Origin of the sequence: Nonomuraea sp. NPDC052116, from assembly GCF_040680035.1 — a bacterium.
GTDB lineage: Bacteria > Actinomycetota > Actinomycetes > Streptosporangiales > Streptosporangiaceae > Nonomuraea > Nonomuraea angiospora_A.
The window spans coordinates 119,653-137,966 of record NZ_JBFAWA010000011.1; the positions used below are offsets into that span (position 1 = coordinate 119,653).

Annotated in this window: 18 protein-coding genes; 6 read left to right on the forward strand and 12 right to left on the reverse strand. The window is 68.9% G+C overall.

What is annotated here, in order from left to right; all coding sequences use genetic code 11:
- The first annotated feature begins 1 nt into the window (after position 1).
- The 3 genes from AB0L65_RS22855 to AB0L65_RS22865 all read left to right on the forward strand — a co-directional run bounded on the left by AB0L65_RS22855 (position 2) and on the right by AB0L65_RS22865 (position 1,331).
- Positions 2–556 carry a GNAT family N-acetyltransferase gene (locus tag AB0L65_RS22855; protein ID WP_355203509.1) on the forward strand — a complete coding sequence of 185 codons (555 nt, stop codon included), beginning with the start codon at positions 2–4 and terminating at the stop codon, positions 554–556.
- Positions 553–846: a DUF952 domain-containing protein gene (locus AB0L65_RS22860; RefSeq protein WP_364248510.1), complete on the forward strand. Its 294-nt coding sequence runs from the start codon at positions 553–555 to the stop codon at positions 844–846. The genes AB0L65_RS22855 and AB0L65_RS22860 overlap by 4 nt, the downstream gene beginning before the upstream one ends.
- Before the next feature lie 110 nt (positions 847–956).
- The gene (locus tag AB0L65_RS22865; protein ID WP_364248512.1) at positions 957–1,331 is read left to right on the forward strand and encodes a nuclear transport factor 2 family protein; all 375 of its coding nucleotides are present in this window, start codon (positions 957–959) and stop codon (positions 1,329–1,331) included.
- A 75-nt stretch (positions 1,332–1,406) separates the two neighbouring features.
- On the opposite strand, the gene AB0L65_RS22870 is transcribed toward AB0L65_RS22865, so the two are convergent.
- The 6 genes from AB0L65_RS22870 to AB0L65_RS22895 form a co-directional block, all read right to left on the reverse strand.
- Positions 1,407–1,625: a hypothetical protein gene (locus tag AB0L65_RS22870; RefSeq protein WP_364248514.1), complete on the reverse strand. Its 219-nt coding sequence runs from the start codon at positions 1,623–1,625 to the stop codon at positions 1,407–1,409.
- Between the two features lie 376 nt (positions 1,626–2,001).
- Complete coding sequence (locus AB0L65_RS22875; protein WP_364248516.1) at positions 2,002–2,967, reverse strand: hypothetical protein; 966 nt, start codon at positions 2,965–2,967, stop codon at positions 2,002–2,004.
- A complete protein-coding gene (locus AB0L65_RS22880) occupies positions 2,964–3,995 on the reverse strand; it encodes an ATP-binding protein (protein WP_364248518.1) in 1,032 nt (343 codons plus the stop codon). Before AB0L65_RS22880 ends, AB0L65_RS22875 begins: the two co-directional genes overlap by 4 nt.
- Positions 3,989–6,085 (reverse strand): Mu transposase C-terminal domain-containing protein, encoded by a 2,097-nt coding sequence (locus tag AB0L65_RS22885; RefSeq protein ID WP_364248520.1) that lies wholly within the window; start codon positions 6,083–6,085, stop codon positions 3,989–3,991. Before AB0L65_RS22885 ends, AB0L65_RS22880 begins: the two co-directional genes overlap by 7 nt.
- On the reverse strand, positions 6,085–6,840 hold the full coding sequence (locus AB0L65_RS22890) for a TnsA-like heteromeric transposase endonuclease subunit (protein WP_364248522.1): 756 nt from the start codon (positions 6,838–6,840) through the stop codon (positions 6,085–6,087). The genes AB0L65_RS22885 and AB0L65_RS22890 overlap by 1 nt, the downstream gene beginning before the upstream one ends.
- A 257-nt stretch (positions 6,841–7,097) precedes the next feature.
- Positions 7,098–8,327: an MFS transporter gene (locus tag AB0L65_RS22895; RefSeq protein ID WP_364248524.1), complete on the reverse strand. Its 1,230-nt coding sequence runs from the start codon at positions 8,325–8,327 to the stop codon at positions 7,098–7,100.
- A gap of 236 nt (positions 8,328–8,563) precedes the next feature.
- Here AB0L65_RS22895 and AB0L65_RS22900 point away from each other — a divergent pair, with 236 nt between their 5' ends.
- Entirely contained in the window at positions 8,564–10,684 is a 2,121-nt protein-coding gene (locus AB0L65_RS22900; RefSeq protein ID WP_364248526.1) for an AAA family ATPase, read from the forward strand.
- Here the strand turns inward: AB0L65_RS22900 and AB0L65_RS22905 are convergent.
- Positions 10,633–11,127 carry a hypothetical protein gene (locus AB0L65_RS22905; protein WP_364248528.1) on the reverse strand — a complete coding sequence of 165 codons (495 nt, stop codon included), beginning with the start codon at positions 11,125–11,127 and terminating at the stop codon, positions 10,633–10,635. The genes AB0L65_RS22900 and AB0L65_RS22905 overlap by 52 nt on opposite strands.
- A 271-nt stretch (positions 11,128–11,398) precedes the next feature.
- On the opposite strand from AB0L65_RS22905, the gene AB0L65_RS22910 reads away from it, so the two are divergent.
- Entirely contained in the window at positions 11,399–11,677 is a 279-nt protein-coding gene (locus tag AB0L65_RS22910; protein WP_364248530.1) for a hypothetical protein, read from the forward strand.
- 67 nt (positions 11,678–11,744) lie between these two features.
- Positions 11,745–12,794 (forward strand): aldo/keto reductase, encoded by a 1,050-nt coding sequence (locus AB0L65_RS22915; protein WP_364248532.1) that lies wholly within the window; start codon positions 11,745–11,747, stop codon positions 12,792–12,794.
- 28 nt (positions 12,795–12,822) lie between these two features.
- Here AB0L65_RS22915 and AB0L65_RS22920 read toward each other — a convergent pair whose 3' ends face one another.
- The 5 genes from AB0L65_RS22920 to AB0L65_RS22940 all read right to left on the reverse strand — a co-directional run bounded on the left by AB0L65_RS22920 (position 12,823) and on the right by AB0L65_RS22940 (position 18,283).
- Complete coding sequence (locus tag AB0L65_RS22920; RefSeq protein ID WP_364248534.1) at positions 12,823–13,443, reverse strand: hypothetical protein; 621 nt, start codon at positions 13,441–13,443, stop codon at positions 12,823–12,825.
- Positions 13,430–14,986: a VWA domain-containing protein gene (locus tag AB0L65_RS22925; protein ID WP_364248536.1), complete on the reverse strand. Its 1,557-nt coding sequence runs from the start codon at positions 14,984–14,986 to the stop codon at positions 13,430–13,432. The genes AB0L65_RS22920 and AB0L65_RS22925 overlap by 14 nt, the downstream gene beginning before the upstream one ends.
- The gene (locus AB0L65_RS22930; RefSeq protein ID WP_364248538.1) at positions 14,983–16,125 is read right to left on the reverse strand and encodes a toxic anion resistance protein; all 1,143 of its coding nucleotides are present in this window, start codon (positions 16,123–16,125) and stop codon (positions 14,983–14,985) included. The genes AB0L65_RS22925 and AB0L65_RS22930 overlap by 4 nt, the downstream gene beginning before the upstream one ends.
- Positions 16,126–16,153: 28 nt before the next feature.
- Complete coding sequence (locus AB0L65_RS22935) at positions 16,154–17,236, reverse strand: hypothetical protein (protein WP_364248540.1); 1,083 nt, start codon at positions 17,234–17,236, stop codon at positions 16,154–16,156.
- Positions 17,237–17,341: 105 nt separating this feature from the next.
- Positions 17,342–18,283: a DMT family transporter gene (locus AB0L65_RS22940; RefSeq protein WP_364248542.1), complete on the reverse strand. Its 942-nt coding sequence runs from the start codon at positions 18,281–18,283 to the stop codon at positions 17,342–17,344.
- Positions 18,284–18,314 lie beyond the last annotated feature (31 nt).

The following is an 18,314-nucleotide window of genomic DNA, read 5'->3' on the forward strand; positions in this document are numbered from 1 at the left end:
CGTGCTCAAACCCCACTACCCGATCACCACCGACCGCCTCCACCTGCGGCCCTTCACCCCCGACGACCTCGACGCCGTCCACGCCTACGAATCCCGCCCCGACGTCGCCCGCTACCTCTACTGGGAACCCCGCGACCGCGACGCCACCCAAACCTTCCTCGACAAAAGAGCCACCCGCACCGCCCTCCACGACGAAGGCGACGCCATCGACCTGGCCGTCACCCTGCGCCACACCGGCCAACTCATCGGCCAAACCCTGCTCATCTGGACCAGCAGACAACACCGCCAAGGCGAAATCGGCTACATCTTCCACCCCGACCACCACGGCCACGGCTACGCCCCGGAAGCCGCCCGCGAAATGCTCCGCCTCGGCTTCGACGACCTCGGCCTCCACCGCATCACCGGCCGCCTCGACGCCCGCAACACCGCCTCCGCCCGCGTCCTGGAAAAACTCCACATGCGCCGCGAAGCCACCCTCATCGACAACGAATACGTCAAAGGCGAATGGAGCAGCGAAACCATCTACGCCATCCTCCACTCCGAATGGACGCCATGACCCCCATCCACCACCTCGCCCTGCAAACCGACTGGCAAGCCGCCCAGAAAGCGGGGGAGTACCGCATCTCCACCCTCGGCCACACCCTCGACGAGATCGGCTTCATCCACTGCAGCCGCGACCAGGCCCAGCTACGCGGCGTCCACACCACCTTCTACGCCCACGTCACCGAACCCCTGCTCATCCTCGACATCGACCCCACCGGCCTCGACATCCGCCTCGAAAACGGCTTCCCCCACCTGTACGGACCCCTGCCCATCACCGCCGTAACCGCCGTACACCCCTGGTGACACCACAGGGAAGCAGAGCGGCCGCGGGGGAGCGGCCACCCACCTCGACCCGAGCCCCAACCCGCGCGAAACCGGCCTCACAGCCAACCCCCCGCCCGCACAATGGGCCCATGGACACCCGAACCGCCGCCCAACGCTTCGCCGACACCTGGCAACACGGCTGGACCCACCACGACACCGCCGCCATCATCGCCCTCTACCGCGACGACGCCGTCCACACCAGCATGCCCTTCCGCCCCCCACACCAGGGCAGACAGGCCATCGCCGACTACATCCAATGGTCATTCGCCGGCGAAACCGACCCCCACGTCACCTTCGCCGACCCCATCGTCGACGGCGACACGGCCGCCATCGAATTCCGGGTCCACGCCCACGACAACGGCCGCCCCATCACCCTCGCAGGCTGCGTCTTCGCCCGCTTCGACCCCGACGGCCTGGCCACCGAGACCCGCGACTACTGGCACACCACCGACGGCCACTCATAACCCCGGCAACACCACACCCGGCCCGCACGACCGGTCACCCCGCACCCCCGCACGGGGAAGAACACACCGAAACGATCAGCGCACCACCCGCAGCGGCGTCCGCACCGGCATCGCCGGCGCCATCTGCACAGGAGCCACCGGCGCCGGAGCCGGCTCCGGACGCGCCATCTGCTGCGTCTGCTGCTGGGCCTGCTCCTCGGCACGCCGCTCCGCGCACCCACCCGCGCAATAGCCGTTCGTCAGAATGAGACGACCCCGCAGCGCCGTGTACGCCTCCTTACCCGTCGCAGGCACGACCCCCTGACACACCGGGCATAACACCGACTGGCTCCCCACGTGCTGCTCCTCTCGCGGCGCGAATAGCAGGACTTCCAGCTTAAAACCACACCTCGCGCCAAGGACAGCGAATCGACAGAACGTCAAACTCTCCGTAAGCACCCAGGGGAGCCCGCCACACCACCGCACCGAACCCCAAAACCCCCGCTCAACCCCCGGAACCGCCCCCCGCCACACCACCCGACACCCCGCCGCGCCGCCGGGAAAAAAATCCCATCAGACCCACCGGACCCACCTGTCCCGTCTCAATTGATGTGACGCAGAGAGGCTCATCCACCTCGGTTGTGACAGTTCTACTGAGACGCCCGAGGAGCACGGCGTCTCAGTAGAACTGTCACAACTGATCGGATCCGATGGTGTCGCTGAGCGGCTCAGGGAGGTTGTAGGCGCGTCGGTGCTCAGCCTGTCTGGCCTCGAGTGCTCGCTCTTCTGGTTCCTCGCGGAACATGCGCCTCAAGGGATCGGTGTAGCGCGAGTAGGAGGACGATTCCCAGATGTAGTCGGGCTCGGCGGTGCGACGCACTTCCTGGACGAACATGGCGTTGCCAGTGACGTCGAGAGCGAGTGCTTTCCAGAAGGGTGAGGCCAGAAGCCGTGTCAGAGCGACGGTCGGCGGATACTTGGCTGCCTGCAGAGTCGAATCATCTGGTGGGACACGCCAGGAGGGGCCATGAAAGCGGTGCATGAGCCTATCGACCTGGCCGCGGTGGTAACCGCGCGTGGCCCATTCGTCGACGATGCTGTGGGCCTGCTCGAACGCGCGATGAACGGTGAATCGCCCGTGCCGTCGAATGAGTCGTCGATGTTGACGATTGGCCTGGAGGATGTCGTCGAATCCGGCCAGGTCGATCTGTGTGGGCCCTGCAATCCAACGGCGGTGTCGGCGGCAGATGACATCCTCCGCTCGTCTCCAGCAAGTGACGGGGTGATAGATGCCGCGAGCGCGTGTGCATCGGGTGCATTTGACGAACGTGATACTCGAGTGCGGTCGCGGCCGTCCCGTGACGCTCATCGACGCGAGTTCTTGGGCGCTGCAGAGTTCGAGGATGGCGTAACGCATGCTCTGGGCCGGCTGGCCGCTGGTGGTGATGACGACTTCAGGAGGGACGGGGATCCTGGGGCTCGTGCTGCCCCTCAAGTAGTCGATCAGGTGGTAGCCGTTCATGCTGTTGGCCTGGGCCAGTCGCATCAGGTAGGACGTGACGGTTTCATCATGAACGGGTGTAATGCTCTGAGGCAGCGGTTGCAGTCGGCTGACGGCCAGCCAGTCGCCGAGGGCGCCCGGATCGGAGGGCATCATGCCGCCGTGTCGCCGTCCGACTCGGCGATGTAATCGACGGGGATGGTGTCCATCAGTTTGCGAGTGATGGCCTCTTGGCCTTCCAGGATCGCCGTCTGGGCCGAGGCTCGAACGAGATGGGAAAGGCTGCCGATCATGCCGCCTGTCCGCTGGTGCAGGTATTTGGCGTTGCGGAGCAACGTGCCGTCCTTGTGCCGGTGCAGCCGTAACGCGTCCTCCAAGGTAGTGATCATCGCTTTCCATTCGTCGCCGTAGGGGATCGGGCCGGTGTTGATGACCACGCTGCGGCCCAGGATCTGAGCGCCGCGGACACCCGACAATCTGCGCGGGACGTCGATCCCGGCATAGACGAAGGTGGCGGGGAGGTGCTCGGTGAAGTATTTCAAGTGGTCGGACATGTCCTCGCCGGCTGCCGTGGCGAGGTTCAGGTTGTGAATCTCGTCCACCAAGACCAGCTCGACCTTGGCCTTGATCAGAATCTCGCAGACGGCGTCGGTGATGTCGGTGGTGTTATAGATGCGCTTCACCGGAGGAAGACCGAGAAAACGGGCGAACTCCGCCGCCAGCTTGCGAGGCGATCCCTTGGGCGGCGTACTGACGTAGACGACCGGGATCCGATCGCTCATCCGGCCCGGCTGCCGCTCCCGTAGCCGAAGCTCGTGCATGCGGCCAAGCTGCTTGAGCGCAGTGGTCTTGCCGGTGGTCTGCAGACCGCTAAGGATCATCATGCGCCGGGCGCTGATCTCCCGCCGGTTCAGCATGGTCAGCAGCCTGCCCTGGCGGGCGACCTGACGGACCAGGGAAGTCGCGACGACGATCATTTCCGAGTGATAGCTGATCCGGTTCTCGTCGTAGGCGTCGTGTTGCTCATCGTCCAGATCCATCCACTGCTGGTCGGACAACAGGGTGAACGCGGCCGGCTGCGTGTCGACGAACCGTCGCCAGCGAGCCAGCGTCATGGTGGGTTCACGCCGGTCGAGATCGAAGTCAGATTCGTCGTCAGGCTCACCGGCCGGAGTGCTCACCATCGCTTCTTGGCCTCCTCCGCAGCATCGAAGACACCCAGCGGGATCACCTTGGCCAACTCTTCCTCCTCATCGTCAAATTCGTCATCAGCGTCCTCTTCAGGCGGCGAGGGCTCGGCAACCGGCGTCTCCGCCTGCGCGCGAGGCCAGGCTTCAGCGACCTCTTGGCTCGTGGTCGCCCGGGTGCGTGCGGCAACCCGCAAGTCTTGGCGCGTCGTTTCGCGGTCAGGGCCGCGCTCGGCTCGATCGAGCAAATCGCTGGCAGCTCGGGCGATCTCCTCTTCGGTCGGCTTGCCGATGCCTCTGCGGGCCAACATCCGCTGAGCGTGCTCCCAGGCCAGATCCCCGAAGGGGACAGGACCGGCGTTCAAATAGGTCCATGTGGCCTCGATCCACCCGCCGTCTCGGTGATTGCGCACCCAGATGCGCGAGACGTCATAGGGATCCCGGTGCACTTCCCACAACCCCTTCTTGGCAGCGACCCCCGAGTGTTGCCTCCGGTAACGACGTAGTGCCCGACTGTCATACTTCCTGTGCTTGATCTTGATCCCGTAGGAATTGATGGCTCGCCATTCCACCGGGAGTAACTCGATGTAGTCATTCTGCGACAGAGGAACCGGGACATAGCCGGCGACCTCGATCAAAGAGGCGTACTTCTCGTTCGGAGTGAGCGCCTTGCCGGGGAAGAGAGGCTCACGCAACCCGTCATGCGGACGGTTCTGCCACGTGGCCACCAGCCACTCGTCCAGCATCTCCTGCAACTCGATCATCGACCAGACCGCGGCCTGGTCGGCGTCCTTGCCGCGATGCTCCACGCTGTTGCCCACGTATCCCGCCACGTACTGGGCGAACAAGGTGTCGACGGCGGCGAAACTGGTCTCGACGTTGCCCTTCTCCCACGGAGACCCCTTGTGCGTGGGCTGAACATTGATGCCCATCGCTCTGCAGGCGTTGCGGAAGGTCTGCGACATATAGACCATGCCGTGGTCGCAGACGATCGTGCCCGGCACGATCACTGGCCGCGCCGCCGCGTCCGCCAGCCGCTGATCGATCGAGGTCAGCCGACGGTGGGGCAGCACCGACCGCGACATCCGCAACGCATCCACCCAACCGGGTCGCATCGGCTCCGGCGTCAGCGAACGGGCCAGCAGCAAGGCAGCATCAACAGCCTTGGTCGAGGGCCGCAGCACCGCCACCGGAATCGTCCTGGTCGCCAGATCGATCATCCAGGTCAGGTCCACGCGATCGATGAGGCCGTTGTCCAACCGCACTGCGATGTTCAACGGAGAAGAGTCGATCTGCATCCACTGACCGGGCCGGACCGCCGTCACCGTCCCGAACGGGCGGTCGGGCTGCTTAGCCAGCGACCGGCGCGTGCGAGCCGACCCGAACGTGTGCTTGCCGGCCGACACCGCGCTCACCACCCGATAGAACCCCGCCCGCGACGGCATCACCTCCGCGGGATCGACCCCAGCTTCCACCAGAATCTGTTCAACCCGCCGCCGCAACCGATCGACGGTGCCAGTCGACGCATCGGTTTGTTCCAGCACGGCCTGGCCAACAGCGTCGACAACCCTCGGGTCGGCCCTTCCCGTGGGGGAGGACTGCCGGGCGAATCGGGCATCAACAAGCCCCCAGAGCCCTTCGGTCTCGTATCTGCGCCGAAACCGCTGCAACGTGCGCAACACGACTTCGTGCCCCGCTGAATGCAGTTCCTCAAGCTTGGCCAACTCTCGCTGCCGCAGGCTGCTGGTCCGAGGGTCGTATTCCGCCCTGATGCCCGAACCTGCCTCGCCCCCCGGAGGCAACCCGGTCAACACCTCGACGATGTGCCGCTCCCACCAGCGAGCCTTGTCCGCCACCTCTTCCGGCACGCTATCCAGCAACCCAGACGGGGGGAGTGGCGCACTGGGAGCCTCCATGATCCGAAATCCAGGATCGGTGAACAGCGCACCCTGCGTAACCGTGAACCGAGCCCCCGCCACGTCCTCTAACTCGATCCCAGACCCGGTCACCGCGACAACTGTGGCCCGCCGACCACCGACGAGCACGTCATCGTCCGCCTTCAGCTCAGGCGGCTTCGAAACCGTCATCACGCTCCGTCCCCGACAGCCAGGAACATCGAGCCGCTTAACGGTGCCCTGGCCAGATCAGCCTGCAGAACCTGCAACCACATCAGGTGGAACACCGACGGCAGCACCGCCATCGGATCACCCACCGATCGAACCGTCTCCAGCAGCGGCGCGGCCTGGGCAAATGCCTTCCGCAACGGACCATCGTGGTCCGGGTTGAGGCAATAGGGCTGCTTGTAATCCGACAACCACCGAACGTTCGCCGCCAGTACCGGATCAACGGCTCCCACACGTCGATAGGCCCAGCCCACCGTCTCACACGCCGCCTCAGTGGCCGCAAACGCCGCGGCGTCCTTCGGCTCGATCTGGTCATCTGCCCGGACGTCGATAACGACGCCGGTCCCATCCGAGAGCCTGGCGAAGTAGTCCGGAGCATGCCGGCGGGTCTTGCCTCCCTCCGGCCAGGTCAACCAGAACGGCTGGGAGGAGAACGCGGTCACCTCCGGCGCAAAGTCGAGCATCATCACTTGATCGCGCTCCAGCCAGGATTCAAACCCAACCAGATCCCGCATCGTGGATGACCACCAATACCCCGAGAAGTTGCGCTGGCCTCGGTAGGAGGGGAAGTGCCGTACGGGCTGAACCCTCTCAAAACGGGTGTTCCATGCGATCGCCAACGGTGTCTGCCGCTGGCGCAACCGCCCATCCACCTCATCCAGAAAGCGCAGGCCAAACCGCGCCGCCAGGGGCTCAGGCGCCAGAAGTGGGTTGCCCATCCGACCTCACACAAAGATCGCTAGTGGGGAGCACTATAGCGATCTTGTGTCAGGTCAACTGAGAAAACTGTCGAATGCGTCAGGTTGACTGAGACTGCGCCAGCTCAATTGAGACGGGACAAGAATCCCTTCACCTGCATTCCCTCGATGTGCTGACCGGAGCCCACAGCCGCAGGAGCCGCCGCGCGTTCGTACGGTCGATCTTGACGAGGTCGCCGAACCAGGCGGCGGCCGGATGACGGCGTACGTGCGCGTCCTCACCCCGTGAGAGCCGTCGCGGCGGGGACGCGCGCGCCGGTCCTTTGCTCCCGGACCCCCAGGAGGAGGACCAGGCCGAGCAGCGGCCCCGCGGCGAGCGTGGCGAAGGCCCAGAAGAACGAGTGGGTCGCCTGGAACACCGCGCCGAGCACCACCGGCACGATCGTGCTGCCGAGCTGCCAGAACGCGTTCGTCGCACCGGCCGCCGACCCGGCGAGCCGGACGCCGGCGAGCTCCGGGATCAGCGCGATCATCAGCGGGCTGTACACGTACGCCGCGATCCCCAGGAACGGCGCCACCCACAGGAACCCGGTCAGGCTGTCGCGGGTGCCGAACACCAGCAGCGTCACGACGAAGGCGGCGAGCACGGCGACGGCCGGCAGCTTGCGCCGGCCGCCGAACAGGTCGGACACCATGCCCATGCACGGCTTCGCCGCGATGGCGGTGACGCCGAAGATCGCGACCACGGTGCCGGCCTGCACGGGAGTGAGGTGGCCGCCCTTGATCATCAGTGCGTTGGACCAGGTGATGAAGCCGTAGGTGCCCCACAGCGCGCCGAACCCGGCCAGGCCGAGCAGCCACAGGTCCCGGTCGCGGGCCAGCGGGCGCAGGTCCGGCACCGCGCGGGCGGCGGACGTGGCCCTGCCGTCGCGCAGCAGAAGCAGGCACAGCACCGCGACGACCATCGAGGCGGCGCCGAACACGTGGTACGACGTACGCCACCCGGAGGCGGCGATGAGGCTCGGGACGACCGCGTTCGCGATCACCGTGCCCAGCGAGGTGGCGGTCATGAACACGCCCATGGCGAACCCGCGGTCCTTGGACGGGAACCACTGGGAGACGAGCTTGACCCCGGCCGAGTAGTCGCACCCGGCGAACACCCCGACCCCGGCCTGGAACGCGATGCCCATCGCCACGGAGTCCGTCCCGCCGAACAGGATCATGAACCCGCCGGCGAGGAAGAGCGAGCAGCCGACGACCACCCGGGGGCCGAGCCAGTCGGTCAGCACGCCGCCCGCGGCGTTGGAGGCGACGTAGCCGACGTAGTAGCCGGTGGCGAAGACGCCGAGCCCGGCCAGCGACACGCCGAGGTGCTCGCCCACCGCCACCGAGGCGGGACCCCAGGTGGACCGGTCCACGGCGGTCATCGTGAAGGCGGCCCACGCCAGCGCCAGCACGACCCAGCGATACGGGCGGCGGACGACGACCGGCGCCGCGGTGAGACTCATGATGAACAAGGAATCACATGGCGCCGATGCGATTCATCGAAATCAAGTGTCCGGCAAATTTGTGGGTGCGCATTGGCAAAGTTGGTGCGGTACGCCTTTTGCCGGGAAATGAGAATACGCGACTCCGGCGGCTCCGGACGGCTGTGCCGGGAAACGGGCCAGGAATACTCTGGGGTGTGGAGGCTTGGCGCCGTTCGGTGTCTCACGGGAGTGGCAGGGCCCTCATGACATTTTTGTTGGATAAATCCACTTTCATTGGGCGAAGGTGGGAACTGTCGGCGGCGCGCAAGGCGCTGTCGAGGACGCGGCTGCTCACCCTGACCGGCCCCGGCGGGGTCGGCAAGACCCGGCTGGCGCTCAGGCTCGCGGACAACCTGCGGAACAAGTACCGGGACGGCGTCGAGGTGATCGAGCTCGCCACCCTGGAGACCGGCGAGCTGCTGGAGCCGGCGGTGGCCGAGGCCCTGGGCCTGCGCGGAGTTCACCCCGACCCCATGGGGCTGCTGGTGGAGCACCTGTCCAACAGGCGGATGCTGCTGGTCCTGGACAACTGCGAGCACCTGGACATGCTCTGCGCGCACTTCGTGGAACGGCTGCTGCACGCCACACCCCGCCTGCGGGTCCTGGTGACCAGCAGGCACTCGCTGGGCGTGCACGGCGAGCAGGTGCTCCCGGTCCCGCCGCTGTCCGTACCTGGGCCCGTCCAGGTACTCCACGGGGGGCAGGCGCTCCACGAGGAGGCGCAGGCCGGCCCGCGGACGCCCAGCCGCACCGTACGGGAGGCCGCCAGACACGACTCGGTGCGCCTGTTCGTGGAGCGCGCGGCACACGTCGTGCCGGGCTTCTCCCTGAACGCGGGCAACCTCGCCTGCGTGGTGCGGCTGGTGCGGCGGCTGGAGGGGATCCCGCTGGCGATCGAGCTGGCCGCGGCCCGGCTGCGTACCCTGTCGCTGGAGGAGCTCGCGTACGAGCTGGACCGGCGCTTCGACGTGCTGGCCACCGGCGGCCCCATGGCCCTGCCGCGGCACCAGACGCTGCGGGCGACCATCCAATGGAGCTTCCGGCTGTGTTCGCCCGAGGAGCGGCGGCTGTGGGCCCGGCTGTCGATGTTCGCCGGAGGGGTCGATCTGGACACCGCGGAGACGGTGTGCGCGGGCGAGGGCATCGATCCGGCCGACATGCTCGACCTGCTGGCCGGGCTGGTGGACAAGTCGGTCCTGTACCGGGGCGGGCTCGGCTTCCGCATGCTGGAGAGCCTGCGCGCGTACGGCTGCGAGCAGCTGACGCCCGCCGAGCGGCAATGGCTGCGCAGGCGCTTCGTCGGCCACTACCGCGAGCTGACGGAGACGCACCGGACCGACCAGTTGGTGTCCGACCAGCTGGATCGGTACCTGGCCCTGCGCCAGGAGCTGCCCAACATCCGCGTCGCGCTCCAGGCGTGCCTGAACGAGCCCGCGCTGGCGCCCCTGGGCCTGGGCACCGCGTCCGCGATGTGGTGCTTCTGGGTGCTCGCCGGCGCGCTCACGGAGGGCCGCTACTGGATCGAGCGCGGCTTGGAGCTGGTGCCGGAGCCCGCCCGGGCCAGGGCGACGGCGCTCTGGGCGGACAGCATGCTCGCCCTGCGCCAGGGAGACCTCGACGCGGCGATGCCGCTGCTGGAGGACTGCCGGGCCCTCGCCGGCAGATCGGGGAACGAGGACCTCGTGCCGTACGCCGTCCGGACCGCGGGCGTGGCCGCCTGCACCGCGGGCGACACCCGGCGCGGCCTCGCGCTGCTGCGGGAGTCGCTCGCCCTCCACCGGTCCCTGAACGACATGGACGGGCTCATGTTCAACCTCTATTTCGCCGCCGCGTACGGATCGACCGAGGATCCCGGCCTGGCCGCTGAGTTCGGTGAGGAGCTGCTGGCCCTGAGCGAGTCCCACCATGCGCTGGTGTCACGCGCGTACGCGCAGTTCGCGCTCGGCGTCGCGCGCTGGAACCTGGGCGACTACGAGCAGGCCGAAGCGCTCCTGACGTCGGCCGCGCGGTTCACCGGCGAGATCGACGACCGGTGGTGCCTCACCCAGTGCCTGGAAGTGCTGGCCTGGATCGCCGGCGCCCGGGAGGAGCACGAGAGGGCCGCCGAACTCCTCGGCGCGGCGCACGCGTTGTGGCAGGCGGCGGGCGCCTCACCCGAACGGCTCTGCTACCACGCGGCCTGGCACGAACGCTGCACGCGGCAGGCCCGCCACGCCCTCGGGAAGCCGGCGTTCACGTCCGCCTTCCGCCACGGCGCGAAGCTGGGTGTCGACCGCGCCGTCACCTACGCGATCCGGCCTCCCGAGGCCCAACCGGAGTTGCGGCACTCGTCCTGAGCGTTCATCGGGATCTCGAACCAGAAGGCATGGCCCGCGGCGCCCCAGCAGCAGGCCAGCCGCCGGAACACCCGCAGATCATGCGGCATCGGCGCGTCGTCCGCGGCCTCCGCCTCGACCTCGCAGCGCAGCACGCCGTCGGTGGCCCAGACGGTCAGCCGGTACGGCCCGGGCGCGTGCTCCTCGACATCGGCGACCAGCTGTTCCACCAGCAGTTCGGCGGCCTCTGCCAGCCCGTCGAGCCCCCATGAGGCCAGCCGGGCGTGGATGAGGGGCCGCGCCCGCGTGTCCGGTGACAGCGACCAGGTGGCGACCCGCTCACCCGGAACCTCGCTCTCGTCGGTGCCCAGGGCCCTGGACTTGATCCAGTCCCAGGCCCGGCTCAGGACGCTCAGGTCGAGATGGTGTCCGGTGCCGTGGTTCATGAAGGCGTGGTCGTTCATGCGGGACTCCCACATGCGAGTCGATAGGCGGCGTATGCGGATGGGCACCGTGGCCGGTGCTTGCACATATTGATGTTTTCCTCGTCCCTCGACGGTGTTGTCGATGAATCCAGCGTGCGTACGGCGGCGGCGCGAGCGGCACGGGAGGGATACCCGGATGACTACCTAGCCGTCGAACGTAAGTACGTAGTCCCGGGCGTCTACGTTCTGTCAACGGCCCGCATATCGCCCATGAGTAACGTTTCCCCCCGCGAATTCAATAATCGAAGCAATGGGGATCGCCTTGTCTGATTCCGCGCCCGGAGAATCCGGGCCGGCGCCGTTCACCGCGATTCGCGGCGACGGGCGGCACCACATTTACGCGGACCTCGCCGCCAGGGGGCCCGTCCACCCGATCACGACGCCGGCCGGCACGCAGGCGTGGCTGGTGACGGGCTACGCCGAGACCCGGGCGCTGCTGTCCGACCCGCGGCTGGTCAAGGGCGGCTGGACCTCGGGGGCGTACGCGCACCAACTGCCCCGGGCGGCTCCCGGCGGCCGCTTGATCTAGAGTCGGCTCTAGCCCGTAGGCTCCGACGCGCGCCCAGCACCCCATCCACATCGCTAGGAGTCTGATCATGCGTTACCGCGTCCTCGGCGGCACGGGCATCGAGGTGAGCGTCCACTGTCTCGGCGCCATGATGTTCGGCGCGGTCGGCAACCCCGACCACGACGACTGCGCCCGGATCATCCACCACGCCCTCGACCAGGGCGTCAACTTCATCGACACGGCCGACATGTACTCGGCCGGTGAGTCCGAGGAGATCGTGGGCAAGGCGCTGCGGGGCCGCCGCGACGACGTCGTGCTCGCCACGAAGGTGCACTTCCCGATGGGGGAGGGGCCGAACCGGCGCGGCAACTCGCGGCGCTGGATCCTCAAGGAGGTCGAGGAGAGCCTCAAGCGGCTCCAGACCGACTGGATCGACCTCTACCAGGTGCACCGGCCCGACCACACGACCGACATCGAGGAGACGCTCGACGTGCTGGGCGACCTCGTCGGGCAGGGCAAGATCCGGGCGTTCGGCTGCTCGACGTTCCCCGCGGAGGACATCGTCGAGGCGCACCACGTGTCCGAGCGCCGCGGCCTGCGGCGCTTCAGGACCGAGCAGCCGCCGTACTCGCTGCTCGCCCGCGGCGTCGAGGCCGACGTGCTGCCCGTGTGCCGGCGGTACGGCATGGGCGTGCTGACCTGGAGCCCGCTCGCGTCCGGCTTCCTGACCGGCCAGTTCAGGAAGGGGCAGCCCATCGACCTGACCACCGGCCGCGCCTCGCTCAGCCCGAACCGCTTCGACCCCTCCATCCCCGAGAACGCCGCCAAGCTGGAGGTGGTGGAGGAGCTGATCGAGCTCGCGACGGACCTCGGCTGCTCGCTGCCCGAGCTCGCGGTCGCCTTCCCCGCCGCGCACCCGGCCGTCACCTCGGTCATCATCGGCCCGCGCACCATGGAGCAGCTGGAGGCGACGCTCAAGGGCGCCGCGCTCACCCTCGACGACCGGACCCTCGACCGCATCGACGAGATCATCCCGCCGGGCACCGACCTCTACCGCGCCGACGGCGCCTGGCGACGCCCGGCGCTGACGGACACCGCCCGCCGGCGCCGCCTGCCCGCCGACCGGGCCGCGGGCTGAGCCCACGAGCCCAGCAGCCCTCAAACACTCAGCCCAGGTCCAGCTCCGAGCCGCCGAACTTGTCCCGCAGGAACCGGCCCTGGTCGCGCAGCGCCTGCTCGTCCCCCCGATGGATGGCCTCGGCCACCTTGCGCAGCTGGGCGTCGAGTAGGCCGAGCTGGGCGAGCAGCTCCTCGTGCGCGCTGCGCTCCCGCCCGCCGCGGCGGGTGAGGGCGTAGCCGCGCGGCAGGTTCGCGTACGCCTCCAGGCTGGCGGGCAGGTACAGGCGGATCGTCTGCGACACCACGTGCAGCTGGTCGGGGGAGGCGGTGAGCTGCTCGGCGCGGTCCAGCACACCCCTCAGGACCTCGGCCAGCGCGTCCACGGCCGCGTGCACGTCGCCGGGGAAGCGCCCGCCGATCCGCCGCAGCAGCTCGTCCAGGTCGGCCCTGAGCGCCCGCGTCTCCACCTCGGCGTGCGAGATCGTCAGCCGGACCCGGTCCCGCGGGGCCAGCAGCGCGCCCACCCCGTACAGCGCCACCACGACCACCGGCCAGAACGCGCCCGCCAGGCCCAGGAAGTGGGCCACCAGGCCGAGCAGCGCAAGACAGGAGCCGGCGATGTTCCGGTTCGAGCCCAGGTAGCGCAGGACGCGCTCACTGATAGCCACGGATCTCCTTGAACGCGCTGCTCAGCGACGTCTTGCGGGCGTCGAACACGGCGCCGCCGGTCAGCTCGGCGACCTTGCGCATCTCCTCGACGTCGCTCTCGCCGAACAGCACCACGAACGCCGGCGCCCGCCGGTCCTCCGGCAGCGCCCGGTAACGGGCCTCGAAGGCGGCGTAGTCGGAGCCGTCGGTGTTGTCGCCGTCGGTCATGAGCACGACCGAGGTGTAGTGCCCGGGCGTCACCGGGCGGTCGTAGGCGGCGGTCAGGCTGTCGTAGATCGCGGTGCCGCCGCCCGCGGACAGCCCTTCCGCGAACGCCTTGATCTGGGCGAGCACCGCCTGCGGGTCGCGTTCGGGCACGGTGAACGGGACCGGCCGCATCGGCGAGTTGCTGAACGGGATCATCGTGACGGCCTCGCGGTTGCTGAAGCGCGAGAACGCGCCGGAGGCGGAGGTGTCGGCGCCGGTCAGGGCGACCAGCGCCTGCCGCAGCGCGTCGATCCGCTCGCCCGCCATCGAGCCCGAGGTGTCCAGCACGAACCGCGTCTCCGCCGGGACCCGCACCTGGTTGAGGTAGGTGGCGATCAGCTCGTCGGCGGTGCTGCGCCGGTTGGGGAACGGCAGCTCGATCAGCTGCCTGCCGCCGAAGCGCGGGTCCGGGGCCACGCCCGGCGTGATCGGCCGGCGGTGGGTGCCGGTCATGATGTCCTTCTGCACGGCGGGGCTGCGCAGCCAGGCGGTGAGCTTGCCGTACAGGGCCTTCTTGGGCTCGGGAGCCGAGGCGAGCAGCGTGAGCGGGTAGTCGGCGGTCACCACGCCGTCGGACGGGTAGACGAGCGTCAGCGGCTCGCGCATCCCCAGCAGGACCGACTCGTAGTTGACCATGCCGTCCACGCGCCGGTCGCGGGCGTAGGCGTCGGCCAGCCACCCCGACGAGCCGGCCGTCAGGCGCTGCGCCGAGAAGAACTCCTTCAGCCGCGGCGTCACCGACGCGACCTGCTCGGCGCTGAGCGCGCCGTCCGCGTCCGACAGCGCCGCGGCGACCCCGACCAGGGCGGAGAAGCCGGAGTTGGAGGAGGCGGGGTTCGTCATGGCGAAGCCGAACCTGCCCTCCTTGGCCGCCCGCGCGATGTCGGCCCAGGTGACCTGCTTGCCGTCCCAGCCGAGCTCGCGGGCCTTGGCGGGCTTCAGCCCCAGCACGACGGGGGAGATCATGATCTTGGACTGGGTGGACAGCCTGGCCTGCGCGCCGTCGATCAGGGACAGGTAGCGGTTGGAGGAGAACCAGACCGCGTCCAGCCGGCCGTCGGCGCGGCCGCTCGCGACCTGCTCGGCGCCGTCGAGCGTGCCGGTGTAGGTGAGCCGCACCTTGACGCCGGCCTCCGCCTCGGCCCGCCGCAGCAGCGGCTCGAGGTCCTTGATCTCGCTGCCGGCCAGCACGCGGAGCACGTCGGGCGCGTCGGCGGGCTCCTCGCCCGCGCCGCAGCCCGCCAGCAGGCCGGCGAGCAGGACGAGAGGCAGCGCTCGTCCCAGCGCTCGTCTCATCGCTCGCCCTCCCGGGCCCGCTCCAGGTACGCCTTGGCGTGTCCCAGCTCGGCGGACAGGCTGTCGACGGTGGCCGCCATGTTGTCCACGGCCTTCGACCGGAACGCGTCGATCATGTCCATCGTGGCGTAGACGTTGTCGAACGCCTGCCGCAGCGTGTCCAGGTCCACGGTCGTCGAGGCCGCCTGGTTCTGGATCGCGCCCGCCTGGGTGCGCAGCATCTCGCTGGTGGCCAGGATCAGGTCACCGGTCGTGGCGTTCAGCGCGGTGATCTGGTCGAGCACCAGCTTCTGGTTCGCCAGCGCCTGCGCGACCGTGACCGCCGTGCGCAGCGCCGCGACCGTGGTCGTGGTGGCGCGGTCCACGCCCTTGCTCAGCTCCAGGTTGTTCTTGCGTACGAGGTCGAGCGCCAGGTAACCCTGGGCCGACACGGCGAGCTGGGTGAGCAGGTCCTGGTGGCGCTGGCGCACGGTGAACAGGGCGTCGGACCGCAGCGCCGTGGCCCGCTCCTCGTCGGCCAGCACGATGCGTTCCTCAAGAGCGGCGTCCATGGCCTGGGCCAGGACCGCGTACTCCTGCAGCCGGGTCATCGTCTCCCACAGGTTCGCCTTCTCGCCCTCGATGGCGGCGTTGTCGCGCAGCAGCTCGTCCTGGCCGGACTTCAGCGCGCGGATGATGTCGTCGATGTGCTTCTGCGCGGAGTGGTACTTGGCGAAGTAGTCGCGCAGCCGGTCGCCGAACGGGATGAGGCCCAGGAGCTTGCGCGTCCCGCTGGCCGCCTGCTTCGGGTCCAGGTCCACGACGGTACGGCGCAGCGCCACCAGCTCCTTGGCGACCCTGCCCTGGGCGTCGGCGCCCTCGCCCCGGGCCGCGTCCAGGGCGGCGACCGGCCGCTTGAGCATGCGGTTGGCCACCTGGGAGGCCGACTTGATCTCGGTGTCGCCCATCGAGGAGATGTCGTGCACCTTGCGGGAGAACTCGGGGGAGCGGTGGTCGAGCCCGCTCAGCTCGCCGGCGAAGTCGCGGGCCTTGGCGGCCAGCTCGGTGGCGCGCTCGGCGGCGATCGGCAGCATGGTGGCCGCCGTCTCGGCCGGGACCGGGGCGACCGGCTCGGGCGGCGTGAGCACCAGATCGGACACGTGCGGGATCTCCTTGTTCGGACCGGGGCTAGGGCCGGGCTGAGTCGATGGTGGTGATGAGCTGGTCCAGCCGCTCGTACGTGGGCGGTTCGACGACGTCCACCAGCTCGGCCGCCGCGGGCGCCCCGGTCTTGGCGACCAGGCCGGCGAACGCCTGAGGGTCGGTGGTGCGGAAGCCGTACGCGGCCGCCAGGCCCTGCAGCTCGGCGTCCTTCGTGAGCAGCTGCCCCACCCGGTCGCCCGGCTGGGTCAGCGGGACCAGCGTGTGCTTGCTGAGCACGGTCGGCGACGGATAGATCAGCCGCATCTCGGGCTTGATCGCGCCGTCTCCGGCGAAGACGTGCGCCAGGTACTGCGCCTCGTAGACGACCAGCAGCGGCGTCTTGCCCGCGCCCAGCGCCAGGTAGTCGTCGAACGACGCCTCGCTGGTGGACTCGGAGAAGCCCTGGTCGAGCACGGCGGGGGCGATCATCGGGGCGATCTTGGCGATCTGCGCGTCGGAGGTGGGCACGTCCTCGCCGTTGGCGACATAGCCGATGGCCGACAGGTACATGGCGGCCGAGTTGGAGGTACGGATGTCGGTGGTGGTGAGGAGGACCCGCTTACGAGCCTGGTAAGCAGAATTGCCGGGAAGCTGATCCCAGCGAGTGCCTTTGCCTATTAAATCCAGATATTTCCTAATATCGAGGATTTGGTAACCTTTGCCGGAATCGCGGACCACGCCCGCCCCCGCCAGCAGCTTCGTGATCGGCTCGAACGTGGCCACCGCCATCGGCGAGTAGAACGGCGAATAGGTGGTGACCGCCTTGCGGTCGCGCTTGATCCGCTCGGCGGCGGGAACGCTGGAGGGGAAGGCGAAGGCGTAGCGGCTCAGGTCCACGTCGGTGACGATCTGCCGCGACCCCGCAGTGTCCACCTCGACCCGCAGCCCGTGCTTGGCGAAGGCCGCCTTGACCCGGGGGTCGTCGAAGAACGGCTTCTTCTCCGACCCGATGACCCCCCGCACCACCAGCGTCTCCGGGGCCTCGTCCGCCCGATTCCCCAAGAGGATCGCCACGACCGCCACCCCGGCCAGAACCGCCGCCAGAATGACACCGATCCAGCGCTTCATCGCATCCTGTTTCTAGAAATAACCCCCATGGCTGGAATTATGGGATGGCGATTGCCGGGTCCGCGCGGTCGGAAAGGCGACCGTACGGCAGAATTCATCCCCCGTTCATGGTTGGGGAGCCGGCTGATCCACCGCGCCGGGCGCCTGCTCGGGCGGAGCGGGAACGGGACGGGGCGCGGCCCGCTGGGTGAGGGCGATGGCGGCGAGGATGACGACGGCGCCGACCGGCTGGTTCCAGCTGAGGCCCTCGCCCAGGATGGTCACCCCGGAGATCGCGGCGAAGACCGGCAGCAGGTAGGTGACCGTGGAGGTCGTGGTGACCCCGGCGCGGACCTGCACCCAGTAGAGCAGCAGGTACGCCAGCCCGGTGCCCAGCCCGCCGAGCCCGGCCAGGCTCCACCAGACCGCGGCGGGCGCGTGCGGGTCCACCAGCGGCACCCCGGCCAGCAGCGTGATCACGGCCAGCTGCACCGCGCCGCTGAGCAGCTGTCCGGCGGCCAGCACGACCGGCGGCTCGGGGCGCCGGCCGGTGATGAAGCGGCCCATGTAGGCGCCGCCGATCCCGTAGCAGGCCGCGGCGGCGAAGCAGGCCAGGCTGCCGCCGAGCTGCCCGCCGCCCATCGGCTGCCAGATCCCGAGCACGACCATGACGCCCGCGAAGCCGAGGCCGAGGCCCGCCACCCGGCCGGCGGTCGCCTTCTCGGTGCGCAGCAGCAGGGTGAAGGCGAGCGTGCAGAGCGGGGTGGTGGCGTTCCAGATGGCGGCGACCACGGAGGAGACGTACTGCTCGCCGTACGCGAAGAGGGTGAACGGCAGCGTGGTGAGCACGATCGAGGCGACCTGGAAGTGACCCCACAGGCGCGGGTCGCGCGGCAGCCGCTTCCCGCCGAGCAGCACGGCCAGCAGGAGCACCAGCGCCCCGATGACCATCCGGCCGAAGGAGACCTGGAGCGGGTGGAGGGCCTCCACCGCGACCTTGATGAAGAAGAAGCTGTTGCCCCAGATGGCGGCGAGCAGCAGGAAACCGGGCAACCAAGGTTTGAGCACGGATGGAGCGTAGCGGTTGGTCCTGACGTAT